The organism is Micromonospora sp. NPDC085948, assembly GCF_040686315.1.
GTDB lineage: Bacteria > Actinomycetota > Actinomycetes > Mycobacteriales > Micromonosporaceae > Micromonospora.
Genome location: NZ_JBFBJW010000015.1, coordinates 46,083 through 63,503 on the forward strand (window position 1 = coordinate 46,083; position 17,421 = coordinate 63,503).

At 74.0% G+C, this 17,421-nt stretch carries 17 protein-coding genes; 13 read left to right on the forward strand and 4 right to left on the reverse strand.

Features of this window, described 5'->3' with window-relative positions; genetic code table 11:
• Nucleotide 1: 1 nt before the first annotated feature.
• The 8 genes from AB0O48_RS28525 to AB0O48_RS28560 all read left to right on the forward strand — a co-directional run bounded on the left by AB0O48_RS28525 (nt 2) and on the right by AB0O48_RS28560 (nt 9,214).
• Nucleotides 2-1,567 (forward strand): amidohydrolase family protein, encoded by a 1,566-nt coding sequence (locus AB0O48_RS28525; RefSeq protein WP_365069225.1) that lies wholly within the window; start codon nt 2-4, stop codon nt 1,565-1,567.
• Complete coding sequence (locus AB0O48_RS28530) at nt 1,564-3,123, forward strand: lysine 5,6-aminomutase subunit alpha (protein ID WP_365069226.1); 1,560 nt, start codon at nt 1,564-1,566, stop codon at nt 3,121-3,123. The genes AB0O48_RS28525 and AB0O48_RS28530 overlap by 4 nt, the downstream gene beginning before the upstream one ends.
• The gene (locus tag AB0O48_RS28535; RefSeq protein WP_357572828.1) at nt 3,120-3,890 is read left to right on the forward strand and encodes an OAM dimerization domain-containing protein; all 771 of its coding nucleotides are present in this window, start codon (nt 3,120-3,122) and stop codon (nt 3,888-3,890) included. Before AB0O48_RS28530 ends, AB0O48_RS28535 begins: the two co-directional genes overlap by 4 nt.
• Nucleotides 3,887-4,279 carry a hotdog domain-containing protein gene (locus AB0O48_RS28540; RefSeq protein WP_365069227.1) on the forward strand — a complete coding sequence of 131 codons (393 nt, stop codon included), beginning with the start codon at nt 3,887-3,889 and terminating at the stop codon, nt 4,277-4,279. The genes AB0O48_RS28535 and AB0O48_RS28540 overlap by 4 nt, the downstream gene beginning before the upstream one ends.
• A complete protein-coding gene (locus AB0O48_RS28545) occupies nt 4,276-5,613 on the forward strand; it encodes a glutamate mutase L (protein WP_357572827.1) in 1,338 nt (445 codons plus the stop codon). Before AB0O48_RS28540 ends, AB0O48_RS28545 begins: the two co-directional genes overlap by 4 nt.
• Before the next feature lie 550 nt (nt 5,614-6,163).
• Nucleotides 6,164-7,762: an apolipoprotein N-acyltransferase gene (gene lnt, locus AB0O48_RS28550; RefSeq protein ID WP_365069273.1), complete on the forward strand. Its 1,599-nt coding sequence runs from the start codon at nt 6,164-6,166 to the stop codon at nt 7,760-7,762.
• Nucleotides 7,763-7,796: 34 nt separating this feature from the next.
• Entirely contained in the window at nt 7,797-8,606 is an 810-nt protein-coding gene (locus AB0O48_RS28555) for a polyprenol monophosphomannose synthase (protein WP_357249502.1), read from the forward strand.
• A 92-nt stretch (nt 8,607-8,698) separates the two neighbouring features.
• Nucleotides 8,699-9,214: an FxsA family protein gene (locus AB0O48_RS28560; protein WP_357572826.1), complete on the forward strand. Its 516-nt coding sequence runs from the start codon at nt 8,699-8,701 to the stop codon at nt 9,212-9,214.
• 68 nt (nt 9,215-9,282) lie between these two features.
• Here the strand turns inward: AB0O48_RS28560 and AB0O48_RS28565 are convergent, their stop codons facing one another.
• The 3 genes from AB0O48_RS28565 to AB0O48_RS28575 all read right to left on the reverse strand — a co-directional run bounded on the left by AB0O48_RS28565 (nt 9,283) and on the right by AB0O48_RS28575 (nt 12,472).
• Complete coding sequence (locus AB0O48_RS28565; RefSeq protein WP_030489777.1) at nt 9,283-9,624, reverse strand: RNA polymerase-binding protein RbpA; 342 nt, start codon at nt 9,622-9,624, stop codon at nt 9,283-9,285.
• A gap of 235 nt (nt 9,625-9,859) precedes the next feature.
• Nucleotides 9,860-11,029 (reverse strand): hypothetical protein, encoded by a 1,170-nt coding sequence (locus tag AB0O48_RS28570; RefSeq protein ID WP_357572825.1) that lies wholly within the window; start codon nt 11,027-11,029, stop codon nt 9,860-9,862.
• Nucleotides 11,030-11,080: 51 nt separating this feature from the next.
• Nucleotides 11,081-12,472: an MFS transporter gene (locus AB0O48_RS28575; protein ID WP_365069228.1), complete on the reverse strand. Its 1,392-nt coding sequence runs from the start codon at nt 12,470-12,472 to the stop codon at nt 11,081-11,083.
• Nucleotides 12,473-12,529: 57 nt separating this feature from the next.
• On the opposite strand from AB0O48_RS28575, the gene AB0O48_RS28580 reads away from it, so the two are divergent.
• The 3 genes from AB0O48_RS28580 to AB0O48_RS28590 are packed head-to-tail and all read left to right on the forward strand — an operon-like array spanning nt 12,530 to nt 15,413.
• Nucleotides 12,530-13,177, forward strand: coding sequence for a TetR/AcrR family transcriptional regulator (locus AB0O48_RS28580; RefSeq protein WP_357572823.1), 648 nt, complete (start codon nt 12,530-12,532; stop codon nt 13,175-13,177).
• 56 nt (nt 13,178-13,233) lie between these two features.
• Nucleotides 13,234-14,592, forward strand: a complete 1,359-nt coding sequence (locus AB0O48_RS28585; protein WP_357572822.1) for an NAD(P)-binding domain-containing protein — start codon at nt 13,234-13,236, stop codon at nt 14,590-14,592.
• On the forward strand, nt 14,589-15,413 hold the full coding sequence (locus AB0O48_RS28590) for an SDR family NAD(P)-dependent oxidoreductase (RefSeq protein ID WP_357572821.1): 825 nt from the start codon (nt 14,589-14,591) through the stop codon (nt 15,411-15,413). The genes AB0O48_RS28585 and AB0O48_RS28590 overlap by 4 nt, the downstream gene beginning before the upstream one ends.
• 60 nt (nt 15,414-15,473) lie before the next feature.
• Here AB0O48_RS28590 and AB0O48_RS28595 read toward each other — a convergent pair whose 3' ends face one another.
• Entirely contained in the window at nt 15,474-16,124 is a 651-nt protein-coding gene (locus AB0O48_RS28595) for a LysE family translocator (protein ID WP_357572820.1), read from the reverse strand.
• Nucleotides 16,125-16,348: 224 nt separating this feature from the next.
• Between AB0O48_RS28595 and AB0O48_RS28600 the strand changes: the two genes are divergently transcribed.
• Both AB0O48_RS28600 and AB0O48_RS28605 read left to right on the forward strand, forming a co-directional pair.
• Nucleotides 16,349-16,834 carry a DUF1992 domain-containing protein gene (locus AB0O48_RS28600; RefSeq protein ID WP_365069229.1) on the forward strand — a complete coding sequence of 162 codons (486 nt, stop codon included), beginning with the start codon at nt 16,349-16,351 and terminating at the stop codon, nt 16,832-16,834.
• Nucleotides 16,813-17,421 carry a GNAT family N-acetyltransferase gene (locus AB0O48_RS28605; protein ID WP_357572818.1) on the forward strand — a complete coding sequence of 203 codons (609 nt, stop codon included), beginning with the start codon at nt 16,813-16,815 and terminating at the stop codon, nt 17,419-17,421. Before AB0O48_RS28600 ends, AB0O48_RS28605 begins: the two co-directional genes overlap by 22 nt.

The window sequence follows — 17,421 nt, forward strand, 5'->3', positions numbered from 1 at the left end:
CATGACGAACCCCTCGACGTTGTACCGCGGCGGTGTGCTGCACTGCCCCGCCGACCCGAGCGCCACCGCGCTGCTGGTGTCCGGTGGGCGGATCACCTGGTTGGGGACCGACGGTGACGCGCCGCCGGCCGACCGGGTGGTGGATCTGGGTGGGGCGCTGGTGACGCCGGCGTTCGTCGACGCGCACGTGCACGCCACGGACACCGGGTTGGCGTTGGCCGGGCTGGATGTGGCCGGGGTGCGGTCGGCGGGGCAGTTGCTGGACGCGGTGGCCGGGTTCGCGGCGGGTCTGCCGGCGGACGCGGTGGTGCTGGGGCACGGCTGGGACGAGTCGGGCTGGTCGGATGCGACGTTGCCGGACGCGGCGGCGGTGGGCCGGGCGGCTGGTGGACGGCGGGTGTATCTGTCGCAGGCGTCGCTGCATTCGGCGTTGGTGTCGTCGGCGATGCTGGCGGCGTGCCCGGAGGTGGTCGGGGCGGTCGGTTACGACGCGTCGGGCTGGTTGCGCCGCGACGCGCACCACGTGGTGCGGGCCGCGGCGCAGGGGTCGGTGAGTCGGGCGCAGCGGGTCGCCGCGCAGCGGGTGGCCCTGTCGCACGCGGCGTCGTTGGGGATCGCGGCGGTGCACGAGTGTGGTGGGCCGGAGATCTCCGACGAGGAGGACTTCACCGGCCTGCTGGGCATCTCGGGTGCGGGGTTGCCGGAGGTGTACGGGTACTGGGGTGAGTTGGGTGGCGCGGCGCGGGCCCGGGAGTTGGGTGCGGTGGGCGCCGGTGGTGACCTGTTCGCCGATGGCGCGTTGGGCTCGCGGACGGCGCATCTGTCCCAGGAGTACGGCGACGGCGCCGGGTGCGGGCACGGGTACCTGACGACCCAGCAGGTGCGCGATCACCTGTTGGACTGCGCGGCGCACGGTGTGCAGGGTGGGTTCCACGCGATCGGTGACGCGGCGATCGGCACGGTGCTGGACGGGTTCGCGGCGGCGGCGGCGACGTTGGGTGTGGAGCGGCTGCGCGCGGCCCGGCACCGCATCGAGCACGCGGAGATCATGAACAAGCGGTTGATCGCGCGGTTCGTGGAGTTCGGGGTGGTGGCGAGCATGCAGCCGGCGTTCGACAGGTTGTGGGGCGGCGCGGGCCGGATGTACGAGTCGCGGTTGGGGTTGGACCGGTCGTTGGAGTCGAACCCGATGGGCGCGATGCACTCGGTGGGTGTGGCGTTGGCGTTCGGGTCGGATTCGCCGGTGACGCCGTTGGATCCGTGGGGGTCGGTGCGGGCGGCGGCGGCGCACCACAACCCGACGCAGCGGATGAGTGTGCGTTCGGCGTTCGCCGCGCACACCCGTGGTGGGTGGCGGGCGGTGCACCTGGACGTCGAGGGGGTCCTCGCGTTGGGCGCGCCGGCGACGTTCGCGGTGTGGTCGACGCCGGCGGGGGTGCAGCGGGGACTGCCGGTGTTGCTGGCCGAGGATCCGGAGGTGCGGGGTCCGGACGACCCGACGCCGTTGCCGGTGTGCCGGCGGCTGGTGCTGCGCGGTGAGGTCATCTACGAGGAAGGGTCATCATGACCGGGAAGCTTGATCTTGATCCGGTGCTGGTGGCACGGGCGCGGGAGTTGGCGCGTCGGGCCGGGCAGCCGGTGGTGGACCTGGCCCGCAGCCACACCACCGTGTCGGTGGAGCGGGCGGTGCTGCGGTTGGCCGGGGTGACCGGTGCGGACCCGGACGGGATTCCGTGGGTGAACCGGCTCGTCGACGCGGTTGCCGCGGACGTCGGGTTGGGTCACGGGGTCGCGGTGCCGGTGTTCGACGCCCTGGCCCGCGAGGGCGGCACCGACGTGACGTTGCTGGCGCAGAAGGCCGCCGCCGGGTCGGTGCGGTTCGACCTGCCGACCGGGCGGGCCGCCACGGCCGCCCGGTCGGCGGCGCGCAGGGCCGTCGGCGCGGGCATTCGGCGCATCGACCGGCGGCGCGCCGAGCGGGACCGGCTGATCAAGCGCCACGGTGACCCGAAGCAGCGGCCGTGGATCTATTTGATCGTGGCCACCGGGGACATCTACGAGGACATCCCGCAGGCGCAGGCCGCCGCGCGGGCGGGCGCGGACGTGATCGCGGTGATCCGCTCCACCGGTCAGTCGTTGCTGGACTACGTGCCCGAGGGTGCGACCCGGGAGGGGTTCGCCGGCACGTACGCCACGCAGGAGAACTTCCGGCTGATGCGGGCGGCGTTGGACGAGTCGTCGAGGGAGGTGGGCCGCTACGTGCGGTTGACCAACTACGCGTCGGGGTTGTGCATGCCGGAGATGGCGACCCTGGCCGGGCTGGAACGCCTCGACATGATGTTGAACGACTCGATGTACGGGATCCTGTTCCGCGACATCAACCCGGTGCGCACGTTCGTCGACCAGCGGTTCTCCCGGCAGGTGCACGCCCGCGCCGGGATCATCATCAACACCGGTGAGGACAACTACCTGACCACCGCCGACGCGGTCGACGAGGCGCACACGGTGACGGTGTCGCAGCTGCTCAACGAGTTCTTCGCGCACGAGGCGGGGTTGGCGGACTGGCAGTTGGGGTTGGGGCACGCGTTCGAGATCAACCCGGACGTGCCGGAGTCGTTCCGCCTGGAGTTGGCGCACGCCCTGCTGGCCCGGGAGTTGTTCCCGGACGCGCCGTTGAAGTGGATGCCGCCGACGAAGCACATGACCGGTGACGTGTTCCGGGGCAACCTGCTCGACGGGTTCTTCAACCTGGCGGGCGCGCTGACCGGTCAGGGCATCCTGCTGGTGGGGATGATGACCGAGGCGGTGGTGACACCGTGGTTGTCGGATCGGGACATCGCGTTGCAGAACGTGCGGTACGTGCTGGGCGCCGCCGGTGGGCTGCACGAGGACTTCGTGCCGGCGCCGGATGGGTTCATCCGCCGCCGCGCCAACCAGGTTCTCGGTGAGGCGCTGGACCTGCTGGAGCGCATCGGGGAGCAGACGTTGCTCACGGCCATCGCCGAGGGCACCTTCGGGATCATGAAGCGGCCCGCGGACCGGGGCAAGGGCCTGTCGGGAGTGGCCGCGCACGAGGCGGACTACTGCAATCCGGCCACCGACATCCTGGAGGCGGCGGCGTGAGCGAGCGCAGCGAGCGAACCGGCAAGCAGATCGTGCGCCCGTACGGGGACACCACCGGTGACGGGATGGTGCAGGTGTCGTTCACCCTGCCGGTGGCCCACGACAAGCGGGCCGAGGGCGCGGCGGTGCAGCTGGCCAACAAGATGGGCATCGACCCGGCGATGGTGGTGCACGCCAAGCCGATGGGTGACGGGTTCACGTTCTTCGTGGTCTACGGGCGGGTCAACCACCTGGTCGACCTGAACGCGGTGCAGGTGGTGGAACGGGACTTCGCGCTGCTGTCGGCGAAGGAGGTCAACACGGTGGTCAAGCAGCGGTTGCGGCGCAAGCTGTCCGTCGTCGGGGCGTGCATCGGCACCGACGCGCACACCGTGGGCATCGACGCGATCCTCAACGTCAAGGGCATCGCGGGGGAGAAGGGCCTGGAGTACTACCGGGAGTTGAAGGTCACCAACCTGGGCGCGCAGGTCAGTGTGCCGGAGTTGGTGGAGGCAGCGAGGGTGGAGAAGGCCGACGCGGTGCTCGTGTCGCAGGTCGTCACGCAACGCGATGCGCACCTGCACAACACCCGGGAGATGTCGGCGGCGTTCCGGGAGGCGATGCCGGCGGGCCGGCGGCCCCTGTTGATCGTCGGTGGTCCCCGGTTCGACGAGTCGATGACCGACGAGTTGGGCGTGGACCGGATCTTCGGTCGGGGCACCACGCCCGGCGAGGTGGCCAGTTACCTCGTGCACGCCCTGATCACGCAACGGAAGGTGAACGCATGACCGACGCACGGCTCGGGTTGACGGTGACGCACCGGCGGTATGTGCCGTACTCGCACGCCCACTACGCCGGCAACCTCGTCGACGGGGCGTACGCCCTCGGGTTGTTCGGCGACGTCGCCACGGAGGTGTGTATCCGCACCGACGGCGACGAGGGCCTGTTCGCCGGCTACGCCGACGTGCGCTTCCACGCGCCCATCCACGCCGGTGACGTCATCGAGGTCACCGCCCAGGTGTCGCGGGTGGGCACCCGCAGCCGCACCCTGGAGTTGAGCTGTGCGGTGGTGTGCCGGGGCCGACCGGAGCGCTCCGCGTCCGCCGCCGAGGTCCTCGACCCGCCGATCGTGGCGGTCACCGCGACCGGCACCGTGGTCGTTCCCGCCGGCTCGTGACCCTGGCGGTCTGCGCGGACGTCGGTTCCACGTACACGAAGGTGGCGGTGGTGGACCTGGCCGCCGGTGTGCTGGTCGGCGCGGCGGCGGCGCCGACCACGGTGGGCACCGACGTGCTGCACGGCCTGGACGCCGCGGTCGCGGCGGCCACCGCCGGACTGGGGGTGCGCGACGCGCCGTGGTACGTGTGCTCGTCGGCCGGTGGTGGGCTGCGGCTGGCCGTGGTCGGCTACGAGCCGCTGGTCACCGCGCAGGCGGGCCGGCGGGTCGGGTTGTCCGCCGGCGCGCACGTGGTGCACGTGGCGGCCGGTCGGCTCGGCGCGGTGGACCTGGCGGCGATGCGGGCGGCCCGCCCGGACGTGGTGCTGCTCGTCGGTGGCACCGACGGCGGTGACGCCGAGACGGTCACCCACAACGCGACCCGCCTGGCCCGCGCCCGGTGGCGGGTCCCGGTGGTGTACGCGGGCAACGCCGACGTGCGCGCCGAGCTGACCGGGTTGCTGGAGGCCGCCGGGGTGCCGGTGACCGGCGCGGAGAACGTCCTGCCCCGCATCGGGGTGCTCGCCCCGGCGTCGGCGCGGGCGGCGATCCGCGCGGTGTTCCTACGCCACGTCATCGGGGGCAAACGACTGTCGAGGGGCACCCGGTTCGCGCGCCTGGTGCGCGCGGCCACCCCGGACGCGGTGCTCACCGGTGTGGAGGTGCTCGCCGACACCCTCGGCGGTGACCTCGCCGTGGTCGACGTGGGTGGTGCCACCACCGACGTGTACTCGGTGCTCACCCCCGACGAGCGGGCCAGCGGGCCGGCGCGGCAGGTCGCCGGGAACCTGTGGCGGGCCCGTACCGTGGAGGGTGACCTGGGCATGCGGTGGAGTGCGCCCGGGGTGGTGCGGGCCGCCGTCGAGGAGCGGCTGCTCACCCCGGACGAGGCCGACGACCTGAGCGCCGCCGCGGCGGGTCGGGCCGCGGACCCGGCGTTTCTGGCTGTCGACGACATCGAGCGGGCCGTGGACCGGCGGATCGCCACCCTCGCGGCGACGGTGGCGTTGCGCCGCCACGCCCGCGGCGCCGCCACCGGTGAACGGGCCGGGCGGGACCTGCGCGACGTGCGGTTGCTGGTGGGTTCCGGTGGGGTGCTGCGGCACGCCTCGGCGGACACGTCCGCGCAGGTGTTGGCGGCGGTGCTGGCCGACCACGCCGGCGGGTGGGCGTTGCCGCGCGCCGCCGCCGCGGTCGTCGACACCGAGTACGTGCTGGCCGCCGGGGGGTTGCTCGCCGAGGAGCACCGGGCGGCGGCGGGGGCGCTGTTGCGCCACCATCTACGCACGCATTGAGACTCGCCGACCCGACACGCCGTGTCGCAACACACGACAGGCCGGGGGTGGGTTGACAACCGACGGGGGTCGGCACGTACCGTCTTTGAGTCCTACCACGGGAAGCGGCTGTTGTTCGCTTCGTCCTCTCGTCCGCTGGCCGAGCGACATTTTCAGCGTCATCGTCGCGGCGGCCAGGTCCAGCGGGCGGGGGTCGGCGGGGCGGCGCGAACCGGCCGCGGTTACCGGTGTACGGGCAGGGTGAGGTGCACGGCCAGTAGACAACGGCCCGGCGGGGGCAGCCAGTCCACGTCCGGTCGGTCCGAAGGTCGTCGTACCCCATCCTCGCCACACCGGCCGGGAAGGGCCTGGGAGCATCGGGGCGCGGCGTGAGCCGCGCCCCGATTTCATGTCCGCTGGGCGGTCTGTGCCGGCCGGCCCGATGCGGTCGGTTCGCAGGCCAGCCAGGTAGCCTTCGCCCCGTGATCGAGGTGAAGCGGTGACGATTCTGGACCGGGACGACACCCACAGCCCGGCCGCGCCGAGTCAGCCGGTCGGGACCGGTCGGCCGCTGCCGCTGCGGGTCGCCGTGCCCCTGGCCGTGGCCGCCGGGCTGGCCCTGCTGGTGGCGTTCCCCCCGTACGGGGTGTGGCCGCTCGCGCCGGTCGGGGTGGCGTTGCTGGCCGCCGCCGCACACCGGCGGCGGTTGCGCGCCGGCGCCGGCCTGGGCTTCCTGACCGGGGTGGCGTTGTTCGCCCCGCTGTTGGCCTGGACGAACCTGCACACCGGTTACCTGCCGTGGGTGCTGCTGTCGTTGCTGCAGGCCGGTTACCTGGCGCTGCTGGGCGTGGCCACCGCCTGGGTGTCGCCGCTGGCCGACCGGGTCCGCTGGGCGTGGCCGGTGCTGACCGGGCTGCTGTGGGTGGGGCAGGAGGCGCTGCGCGACCGCACCCCGTTCGGTGGGTTCCCGTGGGGGCGGTTGGCGTTCAGTCAGGACACCTCCCCGCTGCTGCGTCTGGCCGCGCTGGGCGGCGCGCCGCTGGTGACCTTCACGACGGCGCTCGTGGGCGGGTTGCTGGTCACCGCCGCGTGGCGGGGCTGGGCCGCCGCCCGTCCCCCCACCTCGCCCGCTGAGGGCTCCCAGGACGCCGACGGCGGGCGGGGGGTCACGTCGGCTCGCCTCTGGGCGCCGGTGGCCGCACCGGCCGCCGTGGCCCTCGCGCTGACCGCTGGGGGCCTGCTCGTGCCGGTCGCCACCGCCGGGTCGGGCGCCACCACCACCGTGGCGATCGTGCAGGGCAACGTGCCGCGGCTGGGCCTGGACTTCAACGCCCAACGGCAGGCGGTGCTCAACAACCACGTCGACGCCACCATCGAGCTGGCCGCGCGGGTCGCCGCCGGTCAGGAACGTCGCCCCGACCTGGTGGTGTGGCCGGAGAACTCCAGCGACATCGACCCGCTGCGCAACCCCACGGCCGGCGCGCGGATCTCCCAGGCCGCCGACACGATCGGCGCGCCGATCCTCGTCGGGGCAGTGCTGCTCGGCCCCGGCCCCGGGCAGGTCCGCAACGCGGGCATCCTGTGGCACCCCGGCACCGGCGCCGACCTGGACCAGCTGTACACCAAACGCCACCCCGTGCCGTTCGCCGAGTACGTGCCGCTGCGCGACATCGCCCGGATGGTCAGCAAGCAGGTCGACCTGATCCGCAGCGACTTCGTGCCCGGAAGCACCCCGGGCGTGGTACGCGCCGGCCCGGCCGTGCTCGGCGACGTGATCTGCTTCGAGGTCGCCTACGACCACGTGGTCCGCGACACCGTCGACGGCGGCGCGCAGCTGCTGGTCGTGCAGACCAACAACGCCACCTTCAACGTGGCGGAGGCCCGCCAGCAGATGGCCATGGTGCGGCTGCGGGCGGTGGAGCACGGCCGACCGGCGTTGATGGCGTCCACGGTCGGCGTGTCCGGGTTCGTCGCACCCGACGGGCGGGTAAGCGATGCCACCGGGTTCAACACCCGGGAGGTCGTGGTGCGGCAGTTGCGGCTCGACGACGGACGTACCCTCGCCACCCGCCTCGGCTGGTGGCCGGAGGTGACGCTCGCCGCGCTGGCCGTGGCGGCCCTGGTCGGCGCGGCGGTGCTGCGCCGGCGGCAGCGGGTCATGCCCGGGTAGCAACAGCCGGTACGCCGGCGGGAGCGGAGGAACCATGATCCAGGCGACCGATACGATCCGACGCCCGGACGAGGTGCCGGGCGTGGGCCGGGTGCTGGTGGTGATCCCCACCTACAACGAGGCGGCCAACATCGCCTCGATCGTGGGTCGGGTCCGACGTGCCGTCCCGGCGGTGCGGATCCTCATCGCCGATGACAACAGCCCCGACGGCACCGGCGCGATCGCCGACGCCCTCGCCGACGGCGACGCGCACGTGCAGGTGTTGCACCGCCGGGGCAAGCAGGGCCTCGGAGCGGCGTACCTGGCGGGGTTCGGGTGGGCGCGTGAGCGCGACTACCAGGCGGTCGTGGAGATGGACGCCGACGGCTCGCACGCGCCGGAGGACCTGCCGGCGCTGCTGGAGGCCGCCCGCGACGCCGACGTGGTGATCGGGTCACGGTGGACCAGCGGCGCGCGGGTGCTCAACTGGCCGCTGCGGCGGCTGCTGCTGTCGCGCGGCGGCAACCTGTACGCGCGCCTCGCCCTGGGCATGCCCGTCTCGGACGCCACCGGCGGTTACCGGGTGTACCGGATCAGCGCGTTGGACGCCATCGACCTGGAGTCGGTGACGTCGCAGGGGTACTCGTTCCAGGTGGAGCTGTCTCGGCTGGCGCACCGGGCCGGGGTGCGGATCGTGGAGGTGCCGATCACCTTCGCCGAACGGGAACACGGGGACAGCAAGATGAGCCCGCGGATCGTGGCCGAGGCGCTGTGGCGGATCACCGCCTGGGGTGTGCAGGACCGGCGGCAGGCGGTACGCCGTGGCCTACATGGCACCACCACCGGTCAGGCGCGGTGGCCGTGAGGCGCCGCAGGCGCGATGGTCGTGAGCGCGGCCGTGTCATGCTGGATGAGCGGGACACGTCCATGGTGTCGCGGGAATGGCGATGAGGTGAGATGCGCCGAGGACTGAGGTTCGTGCCGTTGGCCCTGTTGCTGGCGGTGGTGCTGGAGTTGGCGGTGTTCGTCGGAGTCGGACGGGCGCTGGGGTTCGGGGCGGCGGTGCTGCTGGTGTTCGCCGCGTCCCTGCTGGGCCTGGTGCTGCTGCGCCGGGAGGGGATGCGCGCCTGGCGTGGTTTCCGCTCCGCCGCGGCGGCCGGGCAACCACCGGGTGGGCAGGTGACCGACGGGCTCGTCGGGTTGGGCGGCGCCCTGTTGCTGGCGGCGCCCGGGCTGGTCAGCGGGCTGATCGGGTTGCTGCTGCTGGTGCCTCCGGTGCGTCGACTGGCCCGCGCGGGGGTGCGACGTGCCACCGAGCGGCGGGTGTCGTCGATGGTCGCCGGTGACCTGTTCGGCCCCCGCACGGTGCGGGTGCGCCAGGGTGCGCCGCAACCGGCCCCGCAGCCGCAGCAGCCGGTGGTCGTCGACGGCGGTCGGGCCATCGAGGGCGAGATCATCGAGCCCGGTCGCTAGCCTCAGCATCACACGCGGACACGACGGCGCCCCCGGGATGATCCCGGGGGCGCCGTGTGTCGTGCGGCTCAGGCGCGGCCGCGGCGGGTCCGAACCTCCTGCAGACGCTCCTCGAGGATGTCCTCGAGCTCGGCGATCGAACGCCGCTCCAGCAGCATGTCCCAGTGGGTACGCGGCGGCTTGGCCTTCTTCTGCTCCGGCTCGTTGCCGTCGACGAGTCGGGCGACGCTGCCGTCGAACTTGCATTCCCAGGTCATCGGGACCTCGGCGTCGACGGCGAACGGCACCTCGAACTGATGGCCCTTGGCGCAGAGGTACTCGCGGGTCTGACGCGGCGCGAGCTCCGTGTTGCGGTCGGATTCGTAGCTCACCGCGCCAAGGCGGCTTCCGCGCAGCATACGCTCGCCCATGATCGACTTCCCCTCGTTCGTGGTGCTGGTCTTCTGGGTGTAACGGCGCGTTCCCGTCGAGCCATTCCCGCCCGAGGGCGTGAGGCGTCCACGGGTGGGGCCGCGACCAAGGGTAGCCGGCCGGGACACGCACCCGGCCGGGTGATCCCCAGGCCTGTCGCAACGGGGGTGTGGATCCGCTGCCACCGGGGAGGTTAACCGCCCGGGGGCGGCGGAAGTTGCGCCCCCGGGCGGCTCAACCGGTTGTCGGCACCGAGCCGAGCCGGGCCAGCGCCGCCGCCAGGTCGCTGACCTGGTCACCGAGCTGCGCCACCCGCTGCTGAGCCAGGTCCCGGCCGCCTTCAGCCGCGTCGAGTCGTACCGTCAGGGCGGTGACCTGGCTCTCGGCGGTGGCCGCCGCCTGCCGGGCGGCGGTCAGCTCGGCGGTGAGCGTGTCGCGCTGGGCTTCGGTGGCCGCCAGTTCCGCGCGCAGCCGTGCCGCCACCTGCGCGACCTCCTGCCGGGCGTCGTCGACCTCGCGGGCGGCGACCTGGGCGCGCTCGCGGGCCCGGTCGGCCTGCTCCCGCGCCCGCGTGGCGTCGGCGGCCTCGGCGCGGGCGCGCGCGGCGTCGGCGCGGGCCTGCTCGATCTGGCGGCGCACGTCCTGCACCTCGGCCTGCCACCGGCCGGCCCGTTCGGTCGCGTCGGCGGCGACCCGGGTGGCTCGTTCGGCGTCGGCGCGGACCGCGTCGCGTTCAGCGGTCAGGTCGGCCGCCCGCTGCCGCTCGGCGTCGCGTTGCGTGCGCAGATCCCGCACCTCGGCGCGGGCCTGGTCCCGGTCGCGTTCGGCCTGGGCGCGCAACGCCTCGGCGGCGCTGACGTCGTGGCGGGCCTGGTCGCGGGCGGCCTCGGCGTGCCGCGCCCGCTCGTCGGCAGCGGTGGCCTGCTGGTGCGCCCGCTCGGTGGCCTCGGTGGCCTGCTCGGCGCGTCGCCGGGCCTCGTCGGCGTCGGCGAGAGCCGTGCGGGCCTGCTCCCGGGCCCGCGCCGCGTCGGCGGCGGCGGCCTCGGCGTCGTCGCGGGCCTCGTCGCGTTCGGTCTGCGCCGCCGCGACCTCGGTGGCGGCCTCCGCGCGAGCCTGGGCGATCTGGCGCTGCACACCCACCGGTGACAACTCGGCGTGCAGGGACTCGGTCAACGTCTCGACGATCTGGTCGAGGCGGTCCACCGCCTCCCAGGTGCGGGCCACCTGCCCCGGCAGGCCGGGGGCGTTGCGGTGGCGCATCCGGCTGTTGCGGGAGGCGCGCTGGCAGGCGCCGTCGTTGTCCCGGCAGTACCGAAACGGTCGGCCCGCGCCGACACGCTGCGGCACCGGCAGTCCACAGTGGGCGCACGGGCGGGTCTCGGTGGTGGTGGGCTGGGCGTCCATCGAGGTGGCAGTCTAGTGCCGGGCGGCGCCGCCCGGCGCACCGCGGCGGGGTCAGCTCGCGGCGCGGGCGCTCGCGTCCAGGGTGTAGCGGCGTTGCAGCAGCAGCGCCGCGAGCATCGCCACCGCCGGCAGCACCCCGAAGCCGTAGCGGACCGCCGCCAGCGCCGCGTCCGGCTGCGTCGGCGACTCACCGGCCGTCGAGGCCACGAAACCCCCGACGGCCAGGCACAGCGCGTACGCGTACGGGCCCAGGGCCGCGCCGGTTGCCTCGGTGGCCGTCCACACCCCGGTGTAGGTGCCGGCGCCCGTCGGTGCGGCGGCACCGGTGCTGTCGGCGGTCGGTGCGCGGTCGCTCGCGGCGGCGCGGATCACGTCGGGCAGCATCGAGAAGGGCAGCAGTTGCATGCCCGCGAACGCCACCCCGAGCACTGCCACCGCGCCGATCAGCACCGGTAGTCCGGCCGGGCGACCCACCGCGAGCACCAGCGAGCCGAGGGCGAACGTGCCCTGCGCGCCGAGCAACGCCCGCTGCTTGCCGACCCGGCGGGCCACCACCAGCCAGGCCGGGGTCACCAGCAGCGCCGGCGCCACGAACGCGGCCACCAGCACCGTGGTCAGACCGGGCGCGCGCAACTCGTACTCGGCGTAGTAGGGCACCCCGGCGAGCACCAGGTGGGTGGCGGTGGACATGGCCAGGTACGCGGTCACCAGCCAGCGGAACTGTCGGTCGCGCAGCGCGGTGCGCAGCGCCCGCCACCCGCCGTGCCCCGCTCGCGTGGGGTCCGCCGCGCCGCCGCGCAGCCGGGCGATGCCGGCGACACCGACCAGCATGGCGGCCAGCATGCCGACGGCGAGGACCACCCCCATCCGCTGGTAGCCGCCCCGGGTCGCGGCGTCGCCGCCGGTGAGCAGCGGGGCCAGCAACCCGGAGAGCAGGATCCCCAGGGTCAGCACGACCATCCGGAACGCCATCAGCCGGGTGCGTTCGTCATAACCGATCCGCAGGTCGGCCGGGGTGGCCAGGTAGGGGACCTGGTAGGCGGCGAAGAGCAGGTTGCCGGCGACGAAGAACACCGCCACCCACGCGGCCGCCGGCACGCCGGTCAGGCCGCCGGGCACCGCGAAGAGCGCGGCGAACGCGACCGGCAGGGCACAGCCGAGCAGCAGCAGGCGACGCCTGTCGCCCCGGCGGGTCTGCTCGACGTCGGCGCGGTGCCCCACCCAGGGGTGCAGCAGCACGTCGGCGATCTTCGGCAGCAGCAGCGCGAGGCCGGCCAACCACGGCCCGACCGCCAGCACGTCGGTGAGGAAGTACAGCAGCAGCAGGCCGGGAACTGTCACCCAGACACCCATGCCGAGCGAGCCGGCCGCGAAGCCCGCCAGGGGACCACGGGCAAGCGTCGCGTCGGTGGCGGCCACGGGCCGCCGGTCGAGCCCGGTCATCGCCGCATCCCCTCGGTAATCCAACGGTTGCTGGATTCTAGGGGCAGAATGGCGGTCATGACCATGCCCCGCCGCCGTCCCGGTCGGCCCCGCCGCGACGAGACCCGGCCGACCCGGGAGGTGGTGCTCACCGCGGCGACCGCGCTGTTCGCCGAGCGTGGCTTCGACGCCGTCGGGCTGCGGGAGGTCGCCGCCGCCGCCGGGGTCGACGTCGCCACGGTCGCGCACCACACGGGTACGAAGGCGGCGCTCTACGACGCCTGCTTCGCCCGGGTCTTCGCCGCCGAGCAGGAGGTGCTCACCCGCGCCGCCGAGCAGGCCCGCGCGGCCCTCGACGCGGGGCCGGACGCCTCCCGGCGCGCGCTGCACGACCTGGTCGACGTCTTCGTCGACTTTCTGGAGGACCGCCCGGAGACCACCGCGCTGTGGCTGCGCCGCTGGCTGGAACCGCAGCGGCACGACGAGCTCGACAAGCGGTACGCCGAGCCGTTGTACCGGCTGGTCGCGGAGCTGCTCACCGCCGCCGCGGCGGCCGGGGCGCTGGCCGAGCCGACCCCGCACATCACCGTCCGCAGCCTGGTGTGGGCGACCCACGGTCACGTGGTGGCGCTGGCCGCGGGTGCGCCGGGCGCTCGGGAGCGGCGTGAGTTCCGCGCGTTCGTGCATCGCCTGCTCGTCGGCCTGTACGGACCGTCGACCCCTTGACGCGTCGCCGCCGCGCGACGATTATCCAGCAGACGTTGGATTAAATGGGGGCGGCGATGGGTGTACCACCCAGGGTGGCGGTGATCGGCGCTGGCGCGGCCGGGCTCGCCGCCGTCAAGGCACTGCGCGACGCCGCGGTGCCGGTGATCGGCTTCGAGGCCGCCGACCAGGTCGGTGGCCTCTGGGTGTACGGGGCGCCCGACTCGCCCGCGTACCGCACGCTGCACCTGAACACCAGCCGGGGGCGTACCCAGTTCGCCGACCACCCGATGCCCGGCGACTGGCCCGACTACCCCGACCACCGCCGGGTCGCCGCCTACCTCGCCGACTACGCCGACCGTTTCGGGCTGGGCGAGGACATCCGGCTGCGACACACCGTCGAGCAGGTCACCCGGGACTCCGCCGGCACCTGGACGGTGACCGCTCGCGGGCCGGACCGGTCGGTCGAGGTCACCGTCGACGCCGTGGTCGTCGCCAACGGGCACAACCGGGTGCCCCGGCTGCCCGACCCCGCGTACCCGGGCACCTGCACCGCGGAGCAGATCCACAGCCACGACTACCGGGGCCCGGAGCAGTTGGCCGGCAGGCGCGTCCTCGTCGTCGGTGGCGGCAACTCCGCGATGGACATCGCCGTGGACGCCTCGTACGCCGCCGCCCGCACCCTGCTGTCGTTGCGCCGGGGTGTCTGGGTGGTGCCGAAGTACCTGCTGGGTCGCCCCTCGGACACCCTCAACGGTGCGCTGGCCCGCCGACTGCCGTGGCGGCTGCGCCAACGCATCAGCCAGACGATGCTCAGCGCCACCGTCGGCAGCCCGGCCCGCTACGGGCTGCCCGCGCCGACGCACGGTCTCCTGCAGGACCACCCGACGCTCTCCGACGGGCTGCTGTCGCGGCTGACCCACGGCGACGTCGAGGCCCGACCCGGCGTCACCGCCCTCGACGGCGACCGGGTCGAGTTCACCGACGGCCGCAGCGACAGCGTCGACCTGATCGTCTGGTGCACCGGCTACCGGGTGGAGATCCCGTTCCTCGACCCGGCGCTGCTCGGCCGTGGCGCCGACACCCTGCCGCTGTACCGGCACGTGTTCCACACCGACGCCCCCGGCCTGACCTTCGTCGGCCTGATGCAGTCCACCGGGTCCGCGTTCCCCCTGGTGGAGGCGCAGGCCAAGCTGATCGCCGCGCAGCTCGCCGGCCGGTACGCGCTGCCGGACCCGGACCGACAGCGGGCCACGTGCCGGGCCGAGTTGCGGTCTGCGACCGCCCGGTGGGGCCAGCGCCGCCCGGCGATGCGCGTGGACTTCGACGCCTACCTGGCCGACCTGGCCCGCGAGTTGACCGCCGGCACCCGCCGCGCCCGATCCGGTGCCGCCGCTGCGACCGCTACGGCCTCCTCGGTCGGGGTTCAGCAGTGAGGGCCAGCGCATTGGCGGGCCGTCGGGTGCTGCTGACCGGCGCGAGCGGAACCTTCGGCCGGCATCTCGGCGCGGCCTTCACCGCCGCTGGCGCGCACGTGGTGGGCCTCGACCTGCGCGCGCGCCCCGACGGCGACCTGCCGGTGCTCAGCTGCGACCTGACCGACCCGGACGCCGTGGCACCGGCCGTACGAGCCGCTGTCGACCGGCTCGGCGGGCTGGACCTGCTGATCAACAACGCCGGTGTCGGTGGTCCCGCCCCCGCCGAGTTGCCACCCGACGAGGTGGTCCGCCGACAACTGGAGGTCAACCTGCTCGCCGCCTGGCGGACCACCGCCGCGGCACTGCCACCGCTGCTCACCGCGCGCGGACGAGTCATCTTCGTGGCCAGTCGGATGGCGGTGCTGCCCCTGCCCCTCGCCGCCGCGTACGGAGTCAGCAAACGGGCTCTGGTCGCGTACGCCGACGCGCTGCGCCACGAGGTGGGCACACACGTCGGGGTGAGCGTGGTCTACCCGAGCATGGTCGTCTCACCCATCCACCACAGCACCGCCGAGGCCGGCCTGTCCCTGCGGGGGGTGTCCCGCCCCGAGCCCGTCGAGGGGGTGGTCGCGGCGATCCTGCGGACCGCCACGGCCCGGCGGGCACCCCGCGACGTGGCGACCACGACGCGCGGTCGGCTGGAGTTGGCCGTCGGCCGGCACGCGCCCGCGCTCGCCGATCGGCTGGTCCGTCGTACCCTCGCCGCCCGGCTCGCCGCCGGTGACCTGGACGCCGCGCCGCTGGCCGCCGGGATGGTCCGCCGCCACCGGGGGCATTGACCGCCTCGGTCCGGGCGTGGCTCTCGGTGGTCCGCCGCGACCGTGGCAGCGACCGTCCGGTCAGGGCGTGGCGACCGCCGCGCGGGAGCGGTCGGCGGCGATCCGGACCGCCAGCCCGGCCAGGGCCGTCCCGGTCACCCACCGCTGCGCCCGCAGCCACCCCGGTCGGCGGGCGAAGAACCCGGCCAACGAGCCGGCGCTGAGCACGATCAGCGTGTTCACGAACAGCGCCACGGTGATCTGGGTCAGGCCCAGCAGCAGACTCTGCGCCGCCACCTGCCCGCGCGCCGGGTCGATGAACTGGGGCAGCACCGACACGTAGAGGATCGCGATCTTCGGGTTCAGCAGGTTGGTGATCAGACCCATGGTGAACAGCCGCCGGGGCGGGTCCGGCGGCAGCGGCGTCGGCGTGAACGGTGAGTGCCCACCCGGGCGCAGCGTCTGCCAGGCCAGCCAGAGCAGGTAACCGGCACCGGCCAGCTTCACCACCGCGTACAGGGTCGGCACCAGCACGAAGACGGTGGCCAGACCGGCGACCGCCGCCGCCAGGTACACCCCGAAGCCGGCGGCCACCCCGAGCAGTGAGACCAGGCCGGCCCGACGGCCCTGGGCCACCGAGCGGGACACCAGGTAGACCATGTTCGGGCCGGGCGTGAGGACCAGCCCCAACGCCACCAGCGCGATGCCCAGCAGTGCCCCCGTGCTCACCACGATGTTTCCCCCGTTCGTCAGCCCCGTACCGACGGTAGGCGGGGCGACCGTGTCGACCGAGGGCCACCTCGCAGGTCGTGGCCCTCGAATCGGACACCTGGGCCGAAACCACCTCGGCCGGTCGCCGCCGGGAATGGTCACCGTCGCGGGCGCGCTGACCCCCTACGAGCGCGCGTCGCCGGGCGGAGGCGGCGCGTTACCGTGGCCAGGGGAGGTGCCGCAGAGTGACCGATGCGTGGGAAGCGGCCGTGGAGGCGCAGATCCGGGGAGCCGTGCAACGCGGCGAGTTCGACGACCTGCCCGGCATGGGCAAGCCGATTCCCGGCCGGGGAGCGCCGTACGACGAGTCGTGGTGGATCAAGAGCTTCCTGGAACGGGAGGCGCTGCCCAGCGACCTGCTCCTACCCACCCCGCTGCAACTGCGCCGACGTGTCGAGCAGGTCCCCGACGAGGTCCGTGACCTGCCCACCGAACAGGCCGTCCGTGACTTCGTGGGTCAGTTGAACACGCAGATCGTGGCGTGGCTGCGCAACCCCGACGGCCCCCGCGTGGCGGTGCGTCCGGTCAATACCGACGAGGTGGTACGCCGCTGGCGCGCCGAGCACGCCCCGCCCAGCCTCCCGACGCGGACGACCGACCGGGTGACCGTCGTCGCGCCACGCCGGCCGCGTCGCGCCTGGTGGTTGCCGTGGCGCCGCCGGTCGCGCTGACCCGCCTGCTCGGCCGTGCCCGGCACCGGCAGACTGTGCAGATGGTGATCGACCCACGAACGTCCGGCATCTCCTCGGTGCCGGGCCTGGCCCTGCGTCCCTGGGCGGACGACGATCTGGACGCCCTGCTGGACGCGTACCGGGATCCGGTGTTGCGTCAGTGGACCCGGCTGCCGGTGACCAACCCGGCCGAGGGCCGGCAGTGGCTGGAGCGGGTGCGAGAGGACTGGGACGCGGGTCGGCGGTACAGCTTCGCGGTCGTCGAGGACGACGACGCGGACGGGCCGCGGCTGGTGGCGAACGTGGTGCTCAAGCGGGTCAGCGAGGATTGGCCCGCGCCCGAGGTGGGTTACTGGACGGCGGCGTGGGCGCGCGGGCGCGGCGTCGCTCCGCGGGCGGTCACCGCGCTCAGCCGGTGGGCGTTCGACAGGTTCCCCGCGCTGGAGCGCCTCGACCTGCTGCACCAGGTGGACAACGTGGCCTCCTGCCGGGTGGCCCAGAAGAGCGGCTACGTGTTCCAGGAGGTGCTGCCCGCCCGGCCGCCGTTTCCGCTGGACGGTCACCGGCACTCGCTGAGCGTCGACTAG

Excerpts from the sequence above, each read along its gene's own strand:
- AB0O48_RS28525 (WP_365069225.1), top strand. The coding sequence starts at position 2 with ATGACGAACCCCTCGACGTTGTACCGCGGCGGTGTGCTGCACTGCCCC.
- AB0O48_RS28530 (WP_365069226.1), top strand. The coding sequence starts at position 1,564 with ATGACCGGGAAGCTTGATCTTGATCCGGTGCTGGTGGCACGGGCGCGG.
- AB0O48_RS28540 (WP_365069227.1), top strand. The coding sequence starts at position 3,887 with ATGACCGACGCACGGCTCGGGTTGACGGTGACGCACCGGCGGTATGTG.
- AB0O48_RS28555 (WP_357249502.1), top strand. The coding sequence starts at position 7,797 with ATGATCCAGGCGACCGATACGATCCGACGCCCGGACGAGGTGCCGGGC.
- AB0O48_RS28560 (WP_357572826.1), top strand. The coding sequence starts at position 8,699 with ATGCGCCGAGGACTGAGGTTCGTGCCGTTGGCCCTGTTGCTGGCGGTG.
- AB0O48_RS28565 (WP_030489777.1), bottom strand. The coding sequence starts at position 9,624 with ATGGGCGAGCGTATGCTGCGCGGAAGCCGCCTTGGCGCGGTGAGCTAC.
- AB0O48_RS28570 (WP_357572825.1), bottom strand. The coding sequence starts at position 11,029 with ATGGACGCCCAGCCCACCACCACCGAGACCCGCCCGTGCGCCCACTGT.
- AB0O48_RS28575 (WP_365069228.1), bottom strand. The coding sequence starts at position 12,472 with ATGACCGGGCTCGACCGGCGGCCCGTGGCCGCCACCGACGCGACGCTT.
- AB0O48_RS28580 (WP_357572823.1), top strand. The coding sequence starts at position 12,530 with ATGACCATGCCCCGCCGCCGTCCCGGTCGGCCCCGCCGCGACGAGACC.
- AB0O48_RS28585 (WP_357572822.1), top strand. The coding sequence starts at position 13,234 with ATGGGTGTACCACCCAGGGTGGCGGTGATCGGCGCTGGCGCGGCCGGG.